This is a genomic window from Acinetobacter terrae (genome assembly GCF_013004375.1).
GTDB lineage: Bacteria > Pseudomonadota > Gammaproteobacteria > Pseudomonadales > Moraxellaceae > Acinetobacter > Acinetobacter terrae.
The window spans coordinates 13,737-28,927 of the sequence record NZ_JABERI010000040.1; the positions used below are offsets into that span (position 1 = coordinate 13,737).

The following is a 15,191-nucleotide window of genomic DNA, read 5'->3' on the forward strand; positions in this document are numbered from 1 at the left end:
CAACAGTAAGGATGTTTAAAAATCTGATCTTCAGTGATCGTCATAAGTGAAAATCAAGTTCTGAAGCTCATCTTCCGGAGCTTTACAGAATTCTCTAATCCTTTCAGCTACTGTTTCTGGACCGGTAAACTCTTCATCTGCATAATTACTGTAATCAAAGAGTACTTCCGCCATCCGAGGATATCCACCAACTGCGGAAGGGATCCGTACGGCCGCTCAAATTAGAGGTGACTTAAAGAAAAAAGCCAATTGGGGAATTTTAACGGAAAAGGACATTGCTGAAGCAAAAGGCATAGATGTTGCAGAAACTGAGTCAACAAATGATGAGCAGGTTTTATTCCAAGATGTCGCTCAAAAGTTTTTGAAGTTCTCTGTCGCAAACAAAGACTCTAAGAATGGCTACCGTAAGATTTTAGAATGCCACTGGATGCCCTATTTTGCGCTGACACCGATCACACAAATTACGACCGAAGATATTGAAGAAGTGATCATTGATCGTGATTTTAAAACAGCTAAAACCTTTAATAATTGCGCCACCCCATTGCGAGGCATTTTTGAGGTTGCGTTTAAGCACAACATTATTTCTGAAAATCCAATGAATAAGATTAAAAATCGTAAAGTTCAAGTGGAAACACCAGATCCATTCACACGAAAGGAAATGGAAACATTATTAAATTGGCTAGATCAAAGCTTAGAAGCTGAGGATCGATTTTATCGTTGGTACTTTGAACTTGCCTTTTGGACAGGCTGCCGTCCATCAGAAATGATCGCACTCAGAGAGAGTGATATCGATTGGTTTAACGGTACGTTCAAAGTCAGTAAAAGCCGTGTGCGTGGCTTAGAGAAAAAAGTGACGAAGACACATACATCTAGAGAAGTTTATTTAAATGAAAGGTCTAGTTTAGCATTGAAGTCCCTGATCCAATTTAAGAAAGATCAAGGTTACACATCTGACTATTTAATGCTTTGTCCTCAAACTAAGGAACCTTTTTTTAATGAGAAACCACCTAGAGAGCGTCTTGTCGCTGCTATGAAAGCCTGCCAAGTTCGTCATCGTCCTGCATATAATGCACGGCATACCTATGCGACGATGTTACTGATGGATGGCGTCAATCCAATGTTTGTTGCTGACCAACTTGGACATAGTTTACAAATGCTAATTAAGCGATATACAAAGTGGCTGCATGGAGACAAAAACAAGCAAGAAATAGCAAAATTAACAGTGGAACGCACTGTTTAAACTCACCAAACTCGACAGTTCTTGAAATGAAAAATGTGGCAAAAGTGTGGCAAATAAAAAAGCCACTCGATTAAGTGGCTGATTTATAACAAGAATTTTGGTGGAGGTGGCGTCAATTGAACTCAAAACCTAACCAATTCATTTTAAACATAATTTTACAAATATAAATATTCATTGACCCAATTTTGACCCAACTTAGATTTAGTGCATTGAATCACTTTAATATCTTGTTCAAATCCAATTTCAGGATTTGAAATGGTGTACGGCATTATAGCAGAACATTATACTTAAAATAAATGCAACGCTATAACATTTCAATTAACTCATTATGATATTAATAATCACCTCAACCTCATTATGATTCAATTTTTAATTTGTATTGTTGCTTAGGACTCTTAGGCTTATCAGGAAGGGTGCGTTCAACCACACCTGCTTCTAATGCTGGAGTTAAATAATTTTTTTGGAATGTTGCTCGGTGGGACAAGTCTAATAGAGCCATCAGCTCAGTTAGGCTATATTCCTTCTGCTCCATATTCTGGATGAGACGTTTAACTTGATCGCTAACTTGTACGCTAGCTTGAGCGGTATCTTGATCGCTAGTATTAGAACTGAATATTGCATCTAGAATAATCTAAAGAATAAAGTTAATAAATGGAGCTAAACCTGAACGATTTATGCTTTCTTGGTAGCTCGCAACAAGGGCTTTAATGGCTGTTTTCTTTATTCGTAGTAGTTTAGCCACCAGATTTATATAACAATGACAGCCCGGTCACTTGATTTGACTTTTTACTCTATCTAAATTACTAATTAAGCTTATCTAAAACATTGATTTAATTAATATTATTTTAACTTTTGATTTATTTTTTAGTTAAATATTGATTTATAATTGTGTATAATAGTCAGCAGAAACTAGCTGTAGTTTCTGAATGACATCCTCCATGGTCATTATTTATAGCCCACATCGTCTTTCCCCAGAGTGGGCTTTTTTTTGTATGGAGGAAAGTCATGTCCCTTATTTTAATTCAATTCCGCACTAGCGCTATATGCAGACAGAGGATGTGGGTGGGTTTAGGACATTCAGTTAAAAAGACGGTGACCGTATGATTAAGAAAATCATTAAATCTATTTTTTGCAGGCATGATTACAAACTGATTCGAACTATTCATGGCGATCAAATTAACCACATGAATGCCCGTAGTGAATGGCAATGCGAAAAGTGTAAATGGGTCACATATAGTCATTATTTGGATCGAATTAAATAAACCCTGTACAAGTAAAGTGATACAAGATTTGAAGTTGCTAGATTCACTCAAGGAATGGATCATTTTTAATTTTCTTGTATTCAAAGAAAATTAATATTGAAGCCAAAATCAGTAATCCCCCAATTGCTAAAAAGAACAAATCTTTTAAATAAAGTCCAATCCCGAAGCTAAGAACACTTGCTATTAAAAAGCATACTAAAATTGACAATAAAACAATGTATTTCATGATGAATGTCTCATTAATATTTTCATAGTGCCAACTATATAATAATACTATTAATTCATGTTAATCAGTAAGTTATATTTTTTTAGGCGTATTTCTGCACAAACGAACCTTGCTAAGGTTTTTAATTTCTGCGAATGTATTTTAAAGTGTCGGTTACACAAATGATGATGACTATTGAATAACTCTATCGAATCGAATGTTTGAACATACTATTCTCTTGGTTGAATAAGTGATGGATCGCAATGAAAGATGAAGAAAACCCAACATGAGCTTGTATCGTTTATCTATCCTAAATCCTATCAACCTGCTTATATCAACATTAAGTAATTTGAAAATGGATATAAAGAATCCCCGCAAAATGCGGGGATTCTTTTGTTTAATCCATACTTTTTAACGGGTATTATTTACCGCCAAAAACGTATGACACACCTACACGACCACCAACTTCACTACCACCAGCAAAACCAAGTGCTGCACTTACAGAAGTACGGCCATCAGCAAATACACTTGCAACACCTAAAGCACCTGCAGACTCACCTTCATAGTGACCTACACCACCAAATACTGCGAACTGACCAGCACCGATGTTAGGAATTTGTTGTTGAGCCGCTAACGCGATAGCGATACCACGGTAAGAAGTTTTCTCAACATCATCAACACGTGAATTCAACTGGTTCACACGTGAATTTACATTGGCTACTTGTGTATTTGTATAAGCATTTGCAGATACTAAAGTTGCTGTATCGCCTGCATCAGCATAAGTTTTAGCAGAAGATAAAGTTGCTGCATCGCCACTCACCATTGCTTGATTTACACGAGCAAATTCAGCTGTCGCTTCAGAACGTAAAGTTGCAGCAGTTGTAGCTGTAGTTGCATTTGCTGAAGCTAAAGTAGCAGTGTCACCATCAACGATTGCTGTGTTTACACGAGCAGATTCAGCTGTCGCTTCAGAACGTAAAGTTGCAGCAGTTGTAGCTGTAGTTGCATTTGCTGAAGCTAAAGTTGCTGCATCGCCATCAACAATTGCTGTATTTACACGAGCAGATTCAGCAGCAGCTTCGTCACGCAAAGTTGCAGCAGTTGTAGCTGTAGTTGCATTTGCTGAAGCTAAAGTTGCTGCATCGCCATCAACAATTGCTGTATTTACACGAGCAGATTCAGCAGCAGCTTCGTCACGCAAAGTTGCAGCAGTTGAAGCTGTAGTTGCATTTGCTGAAGCTAAAGTTGCTGCATCGCCATCAACGATTGCTGTATTTACACGAGCAGATTCAGCAGCAGCTTCGTCACGCAAAGTCGCAGCAGTTGAAGCTGTATTTGTATTTGCAGCAGTTAATGTAGCAGCATCGCCATCAACAATTGCTGTATTTACACGAGCAGATTCAGCAGCAGCTTCGTCACGCAAAGTCGCAGCAGTTGAAGCTGTAGTTGCATTTGCTGAAGCTAAAGTTGCTGCATCGCCATCAACAATTGCTGTATTTACACGAGCAGATTCAGCAGCAGCTTCGTCACGCAAAGTCGCAGCAGTTGAAGCTGTAGTTGCATTTGCTGAAGCTAAAGTTGCTGCATCGCCATTAGCAATGGTAGTCGCCAAATCTTGGCCATCTAAAGTAATTGATGAAGCAGATACATTCCCCGTTGTAACATCTTTTGAAGTAACGACTGTTTCAAACTCACCAGTTACATCTTTGCTACGAACCGTTAATGCTGTCTCACTACCAGCAGTTTCCTTACCAACAATAATGGTATCTTCAGCTACTTTTTCCAAATCCAAGGTTGTTGTTTGACCAAGTGGTGAATTTGGACCATAAGTTGCCACACCATTTGCATCATAACTAATGTCAGCAGTATATTGATCTGTAGTGGTTGTTGTGCCTTTCTCAACTTTCGAAGAGAATGTTAAATTATTTTCATTATAAACTTGAGACTGAGTATTAACAGTTACAGCATCTGTTTGTTCTTTAGTTTGAAGCAAGGTATCTGGACGACCATCACCATTAACATCTGCACCAAATTCTGGTGTTGTGGCTGGAGTACCCGCCTGATCAGTTATTGTTGTAGATTTAACGTTGTTTACAGTCACTTCACCATTTAATTGGCTTGGACCATTTACTGTTAATGAAGCAGTTGTTACACCAGCAGCAATACCATCTGTGATTGCTGTATCAGCCGCAGCACGTGTTGCAGCTTCAGTACCAATATTTGCTTGTAATTGAGTATCTGCTGCTAAACGAGTGGCTGCTTCTGCATTAATATTGTTCTGTAAAACTACATCTGCTGCTGCACGAGCATTTGATTCAGCTGTATCAGCCGCAGCACGTGTTGCTGCTTCTGCATTAACAACTTCAGCAAACCCGATTTGCTGTAGTGCCTGCGCACTTAAATTTACCCCATTTAAGCTACTGACACTTAAATTGCCATTGATTGTAGTGTCAGTGTTAATGACTGTTCCACCATTGAAATTATCATCAGCTGTAATTAAAGCTACAGTACCTGGAACACCCGCTGCACCTTTAAACACATTAAAAGAGCCATAACTACCGTTATTATTATCCGCGTAAATATTTACATTGCTTACGGCACCAACATTTACATCTTCATAAGCTGAAATATTAACATTCCATGGATCCACACCAGCATCCACTGATGACTCAGTGATAGTTGTTGCTTGGGTAGCCATAGACATACCCATTGCTACGGCTAATGCAGTCAATTGAAAAGATTTTTGTAAACTCATAAATAGCTCCGATTTTTTATAAAAAGACTGGCTTACCCTAGGATGCTGTAAACCAGTAAAACTCTGATCAAGGCGTGGTTATTAGAAGTCTTCACCAATCCACCTCTAACCATCACCATGGTTACGAGCTAATCATATACAAAAAGAAACACTGTTATCAATCAATATTTGATTTATATTTAGATTGGAATTTTAAATTAATAGTTATGATAATTATTAAATTTTAAAAATTATTTATAATCAATAGCTTTATTTATTTTTTGAAAAATATATAATTGAGTTTATAAACTAATAATTGATAAGAACAAAAACTATTTAAATTTTTTGAATAATTAAGTTTGATTAACAAATAAATTAAGCGAGCAAGTCATGTTTTTCAGTAGAAATACCTTATGCTTAAAGGAATGCAGGTTTGTTGACATACATCACAAATTTAGTTTTTTAATTGACACATTTATTCTTTTCATTAATTTTACTTAAAAAAATGTACAATTTAATAAACAATTTAATAAACAATTAAGTATAAACAAGTATAAAATACTAAAATGTATAAGGTTTATTTCGCATTATGAGTAATCAACAAGAAAAAAAGTTATTTGCTGAACGACTAAGTAAAGCTTTGACGGAAGCTAAGCACCCTATTAGTCCTACATACTTATCAAACGAATTTAATCATCGTTATGATGGTCAACCTATTAGCGTCCAATCTGCAAATAATTGGCTATTAGGCAAAGCCATACCCAATCAAGACAAGCTTGCTATATTGGCTTTATGGTTAAACGTCTCCAATCAATGGTTACGTTTTGGTGATGTTGATCAAACCAACACACTTAATATAAATTCTTCAAATTCGGCTGATTTAGATTTCTTTTTTAAATTCAGACGCCTGAATAATTCACAAAAAAAAATCATCATTTCACTTATAAATGAATTTATTGAATGATCTATTGTGATAGAAGCTTCATATAGTGTTGCTTCTCCCTCTTATAAACTTCAATTATTTCTTCAGATTCTTTTAATCTTTTATACAAACTCTTAAGCTCTTGCTTTTTAATCACTACTGATTCAGTACAGTTGTTGCAATAACCCATGCAACTCTTGTTTATTTTTTCCATATTGAAAAGTAATAAATTAATAATTGATCAAATCATAAACCAGTTTTTAAATAAAACCAACAAAAAAACAACATTTATATACCTTTGTATAAGAATATATTACCTATTATAAGAAATAAAAATTATCTATATCAATATCTTAATTTAAACAAATATTCTAAAACCCTCCACTTGAACAAAAAAAATTCCCGCAAAATGCGGGATTTTTTTCAGATCGGATGATCAGTATGAATTACATCATGCCGCACAACTGCGTCGTTACGTATAACCTTGCATTCCTATGGTGTACAAGAAATTGTTTTTAAAAAGATTTGTGTTACCTGACATCACCTTGATACACATGACATTACAAAATTCTGTGAGTAACCTTGTAAGTAACAAAACTAGTTATAAGACTTTACTCACATCTACATGTTAAATAATCTTAAAATCAAACAATTGAAAGCTAAAGATAAAATATATCGTATCGCAGACCACTCTGCTTTATGCATTGAAGTAAGAACATCAGGACGTAAGTTTTGGTGCTACCGCTATTGGTATCTGAATATCACTAAAATATTGACGATCGGCTCCTACCCTGAGATCAGTTTGTCCTACGCCCGTGACAAGACAAAAGAATACCGAGGGTATGTGCTTGCCAAAAATCCGGACCGATCCAAGAACAGAAGAAAGAAATTGCTTTAGCAATTGAAGCAACTCAACAGACCTTTAAAAGCATTTCAATCGAGTATTTAGAAAAGTACCAAAAAAGTCACTCAAAAGAGTGGTACGAAAATAGACTTCGATATTTCAAAAAAGATATTTATCCCGTGATTGCAAATAAGCCGATCAATGAAGTTAATTCGAATGACATTCGTATCATTTTAGACAATACGATCGCACACATAAGAAAAAGTAAGAGAGGTACTGTAGAAGTCAAAGCCACATATGTCAGACAAATCTGCTCTGAAGTAATGCACGCAATCATCACCTTACGGATCATTACTTATCCAACATCCGCTTTGAGGCGTTATATCAAGTGCTCCCCTGTTAAACATGCAAAAGTATTAAAAGACAGGGACAAAAAAGTTATTCTCCCACTCCTTCAGAATTATGGTGGTTGTACCAGCATAAAAAATGCATTACTTACTGCCCTTTATAGTATGTTGAGAACTATAGAGATACGCAGAGCTAAGTAATCAGTGAGATAACTAATCCACTAGTTCTTTTAAATTCTGCTTTGCTGTATCTTTAATTTTAAATATACGAAAGAAAGTGCATTGTTCAAAGTTATAGATGGCTTAAAAAATATGAAGCTATTGATCAGTGAATGGCTTATAGGAAAAAATGAAGCATTGATCGAATGCACCTCTCATACAGTTTTGTAGGAGTTGCAGCCTTATCCATTCATCTTGGGCATTCATCTTGGGCATTCATCTTGGGCATTCAATAAAATTTATAGTTCAAATCGTTTGCACTGACCCTGTAGTTTTAGACCCATTGGTTAACAAATAACACAACTTATACATAGAGTTTTCATGCAATAGGGCTAACTTATAGTTGTTTTTGTGATATAAATCACATCGCTTTTTCTCATTAAAAGTTTGAATTCACTACAATGGTTTTAGATCTCCATGCAGACATATATTCCTTATCATCTTAGGGTACAGTTAAAACAAATCGACCCTATTCTTGATAAACATTGGCAGCAACAACTGAATTCTATTCTATCTACGACACCGCAAGCACTACATCAAAAAATAGAAGACCAGTATCTAAAAGCAAAAAATATCTCATGGAATTACCTGAACCAAACTTTTGAGTTTAAAGGCCATATCAGCCTCAAAGAACTTCAGCTCAACACGCAAAATTCCGAGTTACTACAACTTGCGCACAGAATTAATACAACCTTTAGCTATCTACAAAGCTATCAAACTGACTTCCAGATTGCAGATTACTTAGAAACTATTGTTCGTGAGATCAATCAAATCGATTTGGACAATCCAAAAGACATTCAAGCACAACAACTGATCAAAAAAGCATTTCTGTATGATGCAGCCCTCATCATTCGAGAATTAAATTTTTCTGTTTCTGAAAATCACCGTCACTTGAATATTGAACAAGTCCGTACCTTTATCTTTGAAGTCTTTATGAAAAGTGAAATTTTGGGAAGCTGGTTTGCCCATATTTTACCGAGTGAATATGCCGATCAGGAACTGGCCATTTTTCAGGATTATTTTATTCGTGAACAACAGGTGCGTGATTTTGAAATTATCAAAACCTTTCAATATTATTTTGTCCTGAGCAGCTCTTATGACAGTTCAATTTCCGCTTATTCAATTCGCCGCTTTTTAACCGAAGAAAGCTTTGGTAAAGAAGATAGGTTCTATATCAGTGGTTTGGTTCTGGTTCCGCAACAGCTTAATCAACCAAATTATTTTGAAAATTTCAAACAGCTCATGACCCGAATTATTGGCATTCAGAGCAAAATGAATCCACATATTGTAGAGCTAGTTGAATCGCTACACGAGTATAACCATCAACGGCTCATCCCGAGTTTGAAAGAAATCTTAAATATTCAAAGTTTTTCCATCGAGCATTTGGTCAAAGAACATCTAGAAATTTTAGAGAAAGATTTATCCTTAAATATTCTCGAACCTTTCCTAAAAGGATTAAAAAACAGCGTTCAACATACTGATGAATTAGAGTTTTGTTATTTAAATATTTTAAGATTAATCAATGAATTTCTACATCAACTTGAAATTTTATCGCAGGAGCCGATTCTGCAGTTTAATCCCCATGCACGCCTGTTTAAATATCGGTTAATTGCCTATTTAAAATTATTGGAACAGCGACGAGCACAAATTTTTGTGCTCTTTCATGATGAGTTTCACTATCAGCAACATGTGCGAGAGGTTTCAGCACCCACTCAGGAAATGAGAGAATTGCTCAATGATGCGATTGAGCAAACTCGTCAGATCCAACAACACATACGCCAATTAGAACGCGAAACGCAAAATAAACAAAATGCCAGTTTCATTAAACGGCTCTTTAAAAAGCCTGAAAATCATGAATTTAAGATCAATGAATTAAAACAGAATATTATTCATGTTCGAGATCGTTGCTATCTCAGAATTATTGCTCTTCAAAAACAGACCACTCAGGTAAGTGTGTATTTAGAAGCAAAAAATTTAATTCCGGTGGACTCCAAAATGCGCCATTATGCCTTTGCCAATGGTGAAAATGGGGTGACACGTTTACCGCTGCTGTTACAACTGCCTGAAGAGCGTAATAGCTTCAATATGCAGAGCATGCTCTTGGCTTTAAACTATGAATTTATGCTCTCAGCAAAAGCTTGGGGAATTTCACAGAAGACTTAGAGCCTGTTCAATTAGCAACCTGAGTAGCCAACAAAGTTAGTGGTTACCCAATCAATAGATTTTTCTCAATAATGTATAATGAATTAGAAAAAAAATTAACTATACTTTTATAATATTTCCAAGAATTTTTCTAATTCTTCTTGGTTATATTCACCTTCTAGCATATAAGTCTTTAAATGCAGTTCTATTAACTCATTCATAAGACCATTGAGTGCCCCTTTAATAGCAGCTACTTGTTGTAATATTGCTATACAAGGTACATCTCTATCCGTGACTGCACCATGAATAGCATTAATCTGCCCCTGTAATCTTCGAATTCTATTTAAAACTTTTTTGTCACTATGTAAATGACCCATAGCTTTGCTCTGCAATTTTTAATGTATTGAGATTGAAAATATTTCATTTCTCTTATAATCACTAATAACATCTGATCTTTTAAACCCTAGGATGGGTTTGATAAAATCAATCTATTTTAATTGAAATATTGAATAATAAGTGTGATAATTTTCACTATTTATTAAAATTTGTATATTTATCTCTCATGTATAATAAATTTAGCAAACAATCTCATAAATTTAAGGGTTTTACACTTATAGAGCTCATGGTGACTATCGCAATTGTGGCAATCTTGGCCGCAATTGCACTCCCTTCATACCAAAATTATATTAAAAGGTCTAACATTAAAGCTGCTCAGACAGATCTAGTTACTTTGAGCTTAGTCTTTGAAAATTACTATCAACGTAATTTATCTTATCCTAATCAGGACTATACAACTACAAGCGCACTTAGTGCTTCCACTGCGTTCCCGCAATGGTCTGCAAGCAAAATAGATATTTTTGAATTCTCTAGCACCAAAGTAGATAGTGGAAAAGGTTATGAATTAAAAGCAACTGCGAAAGATTCTAGCAATCTTAAGGGATGTATTTTAAAACTATCAAATACCAATTTGAGAACTGCAACAACTAGCTGTGATGGTAAAACCACATGGTAAGTTTTAAGCTAAAAGAACGTGGTGTAAGCCTTATGGAGCTTATGATTACAATCACGATATTAGCTATCTTAGTCGTAACTGGAACTTCATTAACAGCTTTATGGTCAAAACAAGCAGAACTAGATAAGGCTACAATGTCTTTAAAAAGTGCGATGAGTTTAGCCAGATCAACAGCAATTCGGAACGAGTTTCCTCAAAATTCAGATTACGCTGCCAGTCAAATTTGTTTTGATCAAAATAAGAATGAACTTTCTGTACATAAAGCTACAGCAACAGAATCAGCCAGTTGTACTACTACTGTTGTATTCAGTTACCCATTAAGTTCGACTATAGAAATAAAAAACGCTAACAACACTGATTTCAAATGTTTTTCTTTTAACAGTTTCGGTCAAATTACGACTGAAATTACCGGAAATTGTAAAACCAACTTATCACTTACGATAAGTAATGGATCTCTCAATGAAACCAATAATCTCATCTAAATCAAACCAAAAGGGTGTTGGCTTATTAGAAGCTCTTATTGCAGTAGCATTATCAAGCATTGTAATTTTGGGTGCTGTATATAGCACTGGTCGGATGCTGAAAAGCCAGCAGCAAAATAATTTGCAATACATTGTAATTAATGAGTTACGTACCAAACTACAGAGTGCGACAGTTGAACAAAAAGAGGCTTGGTGTACAGGTACTTCACATCCCACTATTACTCTGCCCAACGAAACAGAAGCTATTGAAATAACTGTAACTTGTGAATCAATTGAAGTTACTGTTAATAATGCTGCTAATCCGACTTATAACAAAACAATCACTGAAAAACAGCCTATTAAATTTGAAATTGAAAGCGCTTCTTTAGGTGGGAAAGTTACTGTGGGAGAGGCACTAAAATGAAGTATCAATCAGGCACAACATTAATCAGCTTATTAGTAGGTTTATTGATTGCAATGCTATGTATCCTTGCCCTACTCAGTTCTTATCGCACGATAGTTAAAACTGGTGTTGAGTCTCGTATTGCAGCAACTCATGATACACAGTTACAAGCTGGCCTAACTACAGCACAGATGTTTTTGCAAAATGCAGGTTTTGGCTTAAACGGCTCTAATAATCTATTAACTACAACCATTCAAGTTGGATCAAAAAATATGTCAGCTGTGTTATGGCGTTATAAGAATGGCACCCAGATGATTTGCCAAGGACTTGCTGATACTGAAAGTTCAGATAATAAAAAAAGACTATTTGTTTTACTTGAAGGTTTTGAAAATGATAGTGATGCTCCGTGTAATGAAACACTAAATTTAGGTTCATTTAAGTGGAAAATAAAAAGTACCTTGGCCCATTTAGAAGATTATTCTACTGACAAATCAAATCCTAAGCAGATCACATTCAACCAAACAACATCTACCTGCACTCCCTTTGGAGCAGGAACAGTAGAAGAAAGTCCCCAGCACCCTTTGATTATTATTTCTGCAAAAACAAGTACTCAAAAAAATGCAGGATTAGAATCAGTTCAAGTTCCTGTTTGTCTTTTAAACATTCAGTCTTAATGGGGAAATCTTATGACAATAGAAAATAAACAGATTCCACATACACAACGTGGCTTTGCGACGGTTCTCGTAGTTCTACTTGTTGGATTGGCTGTTGCTGCTTCGGCATTAGGAACAGCTTATTATATTAACACCTCTCAAAAAAGTTTAATTTCAAGTCATGCTTTAACTAATGCTCAATCCGGGGCATGGACGGGTGTAGAAATTTTTAGAAAGTACTTAAATAGTCTTGATGCTGCAGGTATCTTATCATTAGATGGACAAAATTTAACTCTTAATGTCCAAGATGGACGTGAACTAAAAGTAAGTAATATCGCTATCCAAACAGTTACTGATGCTGAGCAATACCGTGTGACTGCAAATATTCAAAATATAAGTACCTCCTCAGATGCATCTTCAACTATACAAACTGTTTATGAGGTTTCCTTAGTTCCAGAATCCTCTACAGAAGATTCAGATACTGGAAATACCATTTCATTCCCAAGTGCAATGAATTTTTATGGAGATCTTGATGCAAATGGTGGTATTAGTTTCTCAAATGCTGGGGATCGCGCTGTAGTAAATGTTGCTGGAGACTTTCGAACAGGTTCAGGATTATCAGGAATTAAAGAGCTCAAAGTGTTAGGGGATGTTGATATCGCTGGTGGAGGAATCACAGGGTTAGAAAATATTTATTCAAATGGTAATGTTACTTTAAAAGCTAGCGGAACAGCCTCTCTAGTTTCTGCTAAAGGTAAGGTAACAACAACTGGTAGTGTAGCTGTTAATGATATTTATGCTGATGAAGATGTAAGCATTGGTAGTAGCGGAAACTTTAATAGTATTGATACGAAAGCTTCTCTTTCAGTTAATGGAAATGCCAATATTACTAAAGCAACGGCAGGAAATAAAATCACCGTTAAAAATGGAACTATTTCAAATGCATTAGCGAATTCAGATATTGAATATAATGTTTGGAATGAGATAGTTGTAGCTAAAAGTGGAAATATATTCAATTGTGTAAGTAAAAATTGGAACAACTATAAACAGATATCTGCAGTTGGTTTTAAGTCTTGTCCTGATGATAAATCTGGGAAATTTACTTATTTGACCGCTGGCACGAAAGTAGCATTTCCAACTGGCGCTCTAGTCACAGTTACAATGGCCCAAAAGCCGCTCATTAATGCACTAGACTATGAAGAACAGGCTAACTATGTATTTAGTGTTAATAACAACAATCAAATTATGGTCTATGTTCGTAATGTTGAAGGTATTAGTGAAGGGAATTACCATCTTGGAAAAGTAAATATTAACTATTCCCAATCATGGGGCTATTTATGTAAGAACGTAGATGCTAATAATTTCTGTACAAGTACTGTTGTTGGTAATTTTGCAAAAAAATATGGCTGGGTAAATGAAATTATCACATATTCAAATGGTGTGTGGACACTAAAAGATACACAAAATACAGAAACTTCGATTGCTAGTGGGGTTTTGTTATTTAAAGGTACATCAGTTAATTTGAGTATGGGTAATTATGCCAATACTATTATTTCTACTGGTGACATCAGATATGGTGGAAGTATTACTCTAAAAGCCCCTAACTACGCAGGTGCAACAGTAGTTTGTGGTTCAAATTATTTTTCAAGGCCACAAAATTTATGCAGCTCACAAAGTAGTCTAAGTTTAGCGAGTATAGGCAATATCGCATTAATTGCGGGTTCTTGTACTGATGCAAGCTCTTTAGAAACATGTAGTGCGAGTTATGTTGGCGGCAATATTAAAGTAACAGCTCAGGCATCAATTGAAGGAAATATTATAGCTGGCAATAGTTTAGATACATCAGGACAAACAGTTATCAAAGGTTCCATCCTGGCTGCTGCTCTAGGAGCAAATAATCAATCTAAAATGAGCGGATCAACCACTATTGATTTTAATGGTACAACCAGTACGGATACGACTATTAGTGTGCCAGGTAAAGAAGATCAAGAAGAAGTAGAAGACGAGACCACAACTCAAAGGGTTAGAATCAAATGGGCTAGATATATTTGAGAGGAAAGCCATTGCTAGAATATACAGAAGTTTAAGATAACATTTAGGTAACTAGATTTCTCAAAAAATGGTAGCACGGTTGCCATTTTTTGGACCTGTAAATAATTTTTTTGTATTTTCTTTTTTATAAATTAAAGGTAAGTATCTCGTTAAATACGATATAGCTGATCAATTAAAGTTAAAATGATTTCTTAGATGGTGGCAGTTGAACTGACATTATTTTTTTATAATTAACAGCAAGATATTAAAAGAAACTCACAAATAAACATCCAATATTTACCCATAAAATATAAAGAAGATGGCTATAAGGCCTTCTTCTTTTACTATTAATCAAAATGCAATTTCAAAATAGTTTCATGTACGCCTTGATGCACAATTTCAAACCTTTCTGATCGATTGATCTGAAATGCGCCATGTGATAATTCGAAACAAAAAAAAGCTGGATCCGCAAGTAACTCGTTCAGTGAAATGGTTTCTCTTTGATTAGAGTACATTACAGACTCACATAGCCAAGTAGCAAACACCGGATCGTGTAACTTAATTTTTGCTAAAGATTTTACTTTAGCTTTATCTGAACAATCTAATATATTCCATTGGTTTAAACTTTGGAGAAACCATTGTCTCACACAATTGTTTATCCAATTTATTTTAATAAGGCTATCATAAATTGAGACACGGTTGAGAGATAAGCATAC

At 35.3% G+C, this 15,191-nt stretch carries 15 protein-coding genes and 1 pseudogene; 10 read left to right on the forward strand and 6 right to left on the reverse strand.

The features are described from left to right. Nucleotides 1-30: 30 nt before the first annotated feature. Nucleotides 31-174, reverse strand: coding sequence for a hypothetical protein (locus tag HLH14_RS14115; RefSeq protein ID WP_171533314.1), 144 nt, complete (start codon nt 172-174; stop codon nt 31-33). On the opposite strand from HLH14_RS14115, the gene HLH14_RS14120 reads away from it, so the two are divergent. Continuing rightward, entirely contained in the window at nt 173-1,240 is a 1,068-nt protein-coding gene (locus tag HLH14_RS14120) for a tyrosine-type recombinase/integrase (RefSeq protein ID WP_171533353.1), read from the forward strand. The two genes, HLH14_RS14115 and HLH14_RS14120, sit on opposite strands and share 2 nt — an antisense overlap. Before the next feature lie 355 nt (nt 1,241-1,595). On the opposite strand, the pseudogene HLH14_RS14125 reads toward HLH14_RS14120, so the two are convergent. From HLH14_RS14125 to HLH14_RS14135, 3 genes and pseudogenes are all read right to left on the reverse strand, one after another. After that, nucleotides 1,596-1,919, reverse strand: a pseudogene (locus HLH14_RS14125) (Fic family protein); the annotation flags it as partial. A gap of 626 nt (nt 1,920-2,545) precedes the next feature. Next, nucleotides 2,546-2,728, reverse strand: a complete 183-nt coding sequence (locus HLH14_RS14130; RefSeq protein WP_171533315.1) for a hypothetical protein — start codon at nt 2,726-2,728, stop codon at nt 2,546-2,548. A gap of 400 nt (nt 2,729-3,128) precedes the next feature. Then, nucleotides 3,129-5,462 carry a YadA C-terminal domain-containing protein gene (locus tag HLH14_RS14135; RefSeq protein ID WP_171533316.1) on the reverse strand — a complete coding sequence of 778 codons (2,334 nt, stop codon included), beginning with the start codon at nt 5,460-5,462 and terminating at the stop codon, nt 3,129-3,131. A 568-nt stretch (nt 5,463-6,030) separates the two neighbouring features. On the opposite strand from HLH14_RS14135, the gene HLH14_RS14140 reads away from it, so the two are divergent. From HLH14_RS14140 to HLH14_RS14150, 4 genes are all read left to right on the forward strand, one after another. Continuing rightward, entirely contained in the window at nt 6,031-6,405 is a 375-nt protein-coding gene (locus tag HLH14_RS14140) for a hypothetical protein (protein WP_171533317.1), read from the forward strand. A 583-nt stretch (nt 6,406-6,988) separates the two neighbouring features. Continuing rightward, a complete protein-coding gene (locus tag HLH14_RS16090) occupies nt 6,989-7,261 on the forward strand; it encodes an Arm DNA-binding domain-containing protein (RefSeq protein ID WP_228283962.1) in 273 nt (90 codons plus the stop codon). A gap of 38 nt (nt 7,262-7,299) precedes the next feature. Continuing rightward, nucleotides 7,300-7,755 carry a phage integrase central domain-containing protein gene (locus tag HLH14_RS16305; protein WP_378320695.1) on the forward strand — a complete coding sequence of 152 codons (456 nt, stop codon included), beginning with the start codon at nt 7,300-7,302 and terminating at the stop codon, nt 7,753-7,755. A gap of 435 nt (nt 7,756-8,190) precedes the next feature. Next, entirely contained in the window at nt 8,191-9,936 is a 1,746-nt protein-coding gene (locus HLH14_RS14150) for a hypothetical protein (RefSeq protein WP_171533318.1), read from the forward strand. A 107-nt stretch (nt 9,937-10,043) separates the two neighbouring features. Here HLH14_RS14150 and HLH14_RS14155 read toward each other — a convergent pair whose 3' ends face one another. Beyond that, the gene (locus HLH14_RS14155) at nt 10,044-10,292 is read right to left on the reverse strand and encodes a metal-sensing transcriptional repressor (RefSeq protein WP_171533319.1); all 249 of its coding nucleotides are present in this window, start codon (nt 10,290-10,292) and stop codon (nt 10,044-10,046) included. Between the two features lie 245 nt (nt 10,293-10,537). Between HLH14_RS14155 and HLH14_RS14160 the strand changes: the two genes are divergently transcribed. Genes HLH14_RS14160 through HLH14_RS14180 form a run of 5 tightly spaced genes read left to right on the forward strand, consistent with a single transcriptional unit; the run spans nt 10,538 to nt 14,496 of the window. Further along, nucleotides 10,538-10,927, forward strand: coding sequence for a type IV pilin protein (locus HLH14_RS14160; protein ID WP_328703775.1), 390 nt, complete (start codon nt 10,538-10,540; stop codon nt 10,925-10,927). Continuing rightward, the gene (locus HLH14_RS14165; protein WP_171533321.1) at nt 10,921-11,409 is read left to right on the forward strand and encodes a GspH/FimT family pseudopilin; all 489 of its coding nucleotides are present in this window, start codon (nt 10,921-10,923) and stop codon (nt 11,407-11,409) included. The genes HLH14_RS14160 and HLH14_RS14165 overlap by 7 nt, the downstream gene beginning before the upstream one ends. Then, the gene (locus tag HLH14_RS14170) at nt 11,387-11,812 is read left to right on the forward strand and encodes a type IV pilus modification PilV family protein (RefSeq protein ID WP_171533322.1); all 426 of its coding nucleotides are present in this window, start codon (nt 11,387-11,389) and stop codon (nt 11,810-11,812) included. Before HLH14_RS14165 ends, HLH14_RS14170 begins: the two co-directional genes overlap by 23 nt. Beyond that, nucleotides 11,809-12,465, forward strand: a complete 657-nt coding sequence (locus HLH14_RS14175; protein ID WP_171533323.1) for a PilW family protein — start codon at nt 11,809-11,811, stop codon at nt 12,463-12,465. The genes HLH14_RS14170 and HLH14_RS14175 overlap by 4 nt, the downstream gene beginning before the upstream one ends. A 12-nt stretch (nt 12,466-12,477) precedes the next feature. Next, the gene (locus tag HLH14_RS14180; protein ID WP_171533324.1) at nt 12,478-14,496 is read left to right on the forward strand and encodes a hypothetical protein; all 2,019 of its coding nucleotides are present in this window, start codon (nt 12,478-12,480) and stop codon (nt 14,494-14,496) included. A gap of 326 nt (nt 14,497-14,822) precedes the next feature. On the opposite strand, the gene HLH14_RS14185 is transcribed toward HLH14_RS14180, so the two are convergent. Then, the gene (locus tag HLH14_RS14185) at nt 14,823-15,122 is read right to left on the reverse strand and encodes a hypothetical protein (RefSeq protein WP_171533325.1); all 300 of its coding nucleotides are present in this window, start codon (nt 15,120-15,122) and stop codon (nt 14,823-14,825) included. Nucleotides 15,123-15,191: the final 69 nt, after the last annotated feature.

Coding starts and splice junctions, on each gene's coding strand:
- HLH14_RS14175 (WP_171533323.1), top strand. CDS start 11,809: ATGAAGTATCAATCAGGCACAACATTAATCAGCTTATTAGTAGGTTTA.
- HLH14_RS14150 (WP_171533318.1), top strand. CDS start 8,191: ATGCAGACATATATTCCTTATCATCTTAGGGTACAGTTAAAACAAATC.
- HLH14_RS14140 (WP_171533317.1), top strand. CDS start 6,031: ATGAGTAATCAACAAGAAAAAAAGTTATTTGCTGAACGACTAAGTAAA.
- HLH14_RS16090 (WP_228283962.1), top strand. CDS start 6,989: ATGTTAAATAATCTTAAAATCAAACAATTGAAAGCTAAAGATAAAATA.
- HLH14_RS14165 (WP_171533321.1), top strand. CDS start 10,921: ATGGTAAGTTTTAAGCTAAAAGAACGTGGTGTAAGCCTTATGGAGCTT.
- HLH14_RS14155 (WP_171533319.1), bottom strand. CDS start 10,292: ATGGGTCATTTACATAGTGACAAAAAAGTTTTAAATAGAATTCGAAGA.
- HLH14_RS14170 (WP_171533322.1), top strand. CDS start 11,387: ATGAAACCAATAATCTCATCTAAATCAAACCAAAAGGGTGTTGGCTTA.
- HLH14_RS14180 (WP_171533324.1), top strand. CDS start 12,478: ATGACAATAGAAAATAAACAGATTCCACATACACAACGTGGCTTTGCG.
- HLH14_RS14160 (WP_328703775.1), top strand. CDS start 10,538: ATGGTGACTATCGCAATTGTGGCAATCTTGGCCGCAATTGCACTCCCT.
- HLH14_RS14130 (WP_171533315.1), bottom strand. CDS start 2,728: ATGAAATACATTGTTTTATTGTCAATTTTAGTATGCTTTTTAATAGCA.
- HLH14_RS14135 (WP_171533316.1), bottom strand. CDS start 5,462: ATGAGTTTACAAAAATCTTTTCAATTGACTGCATTAGCCGTAGCAATG.
- HLH14_RS14115 (WP_171533314.1), bottom strand. CDS start 174: ATGGCGGAAGTACTCTTTGATTACAGTAATTATGCAGATGAAGAGTTT.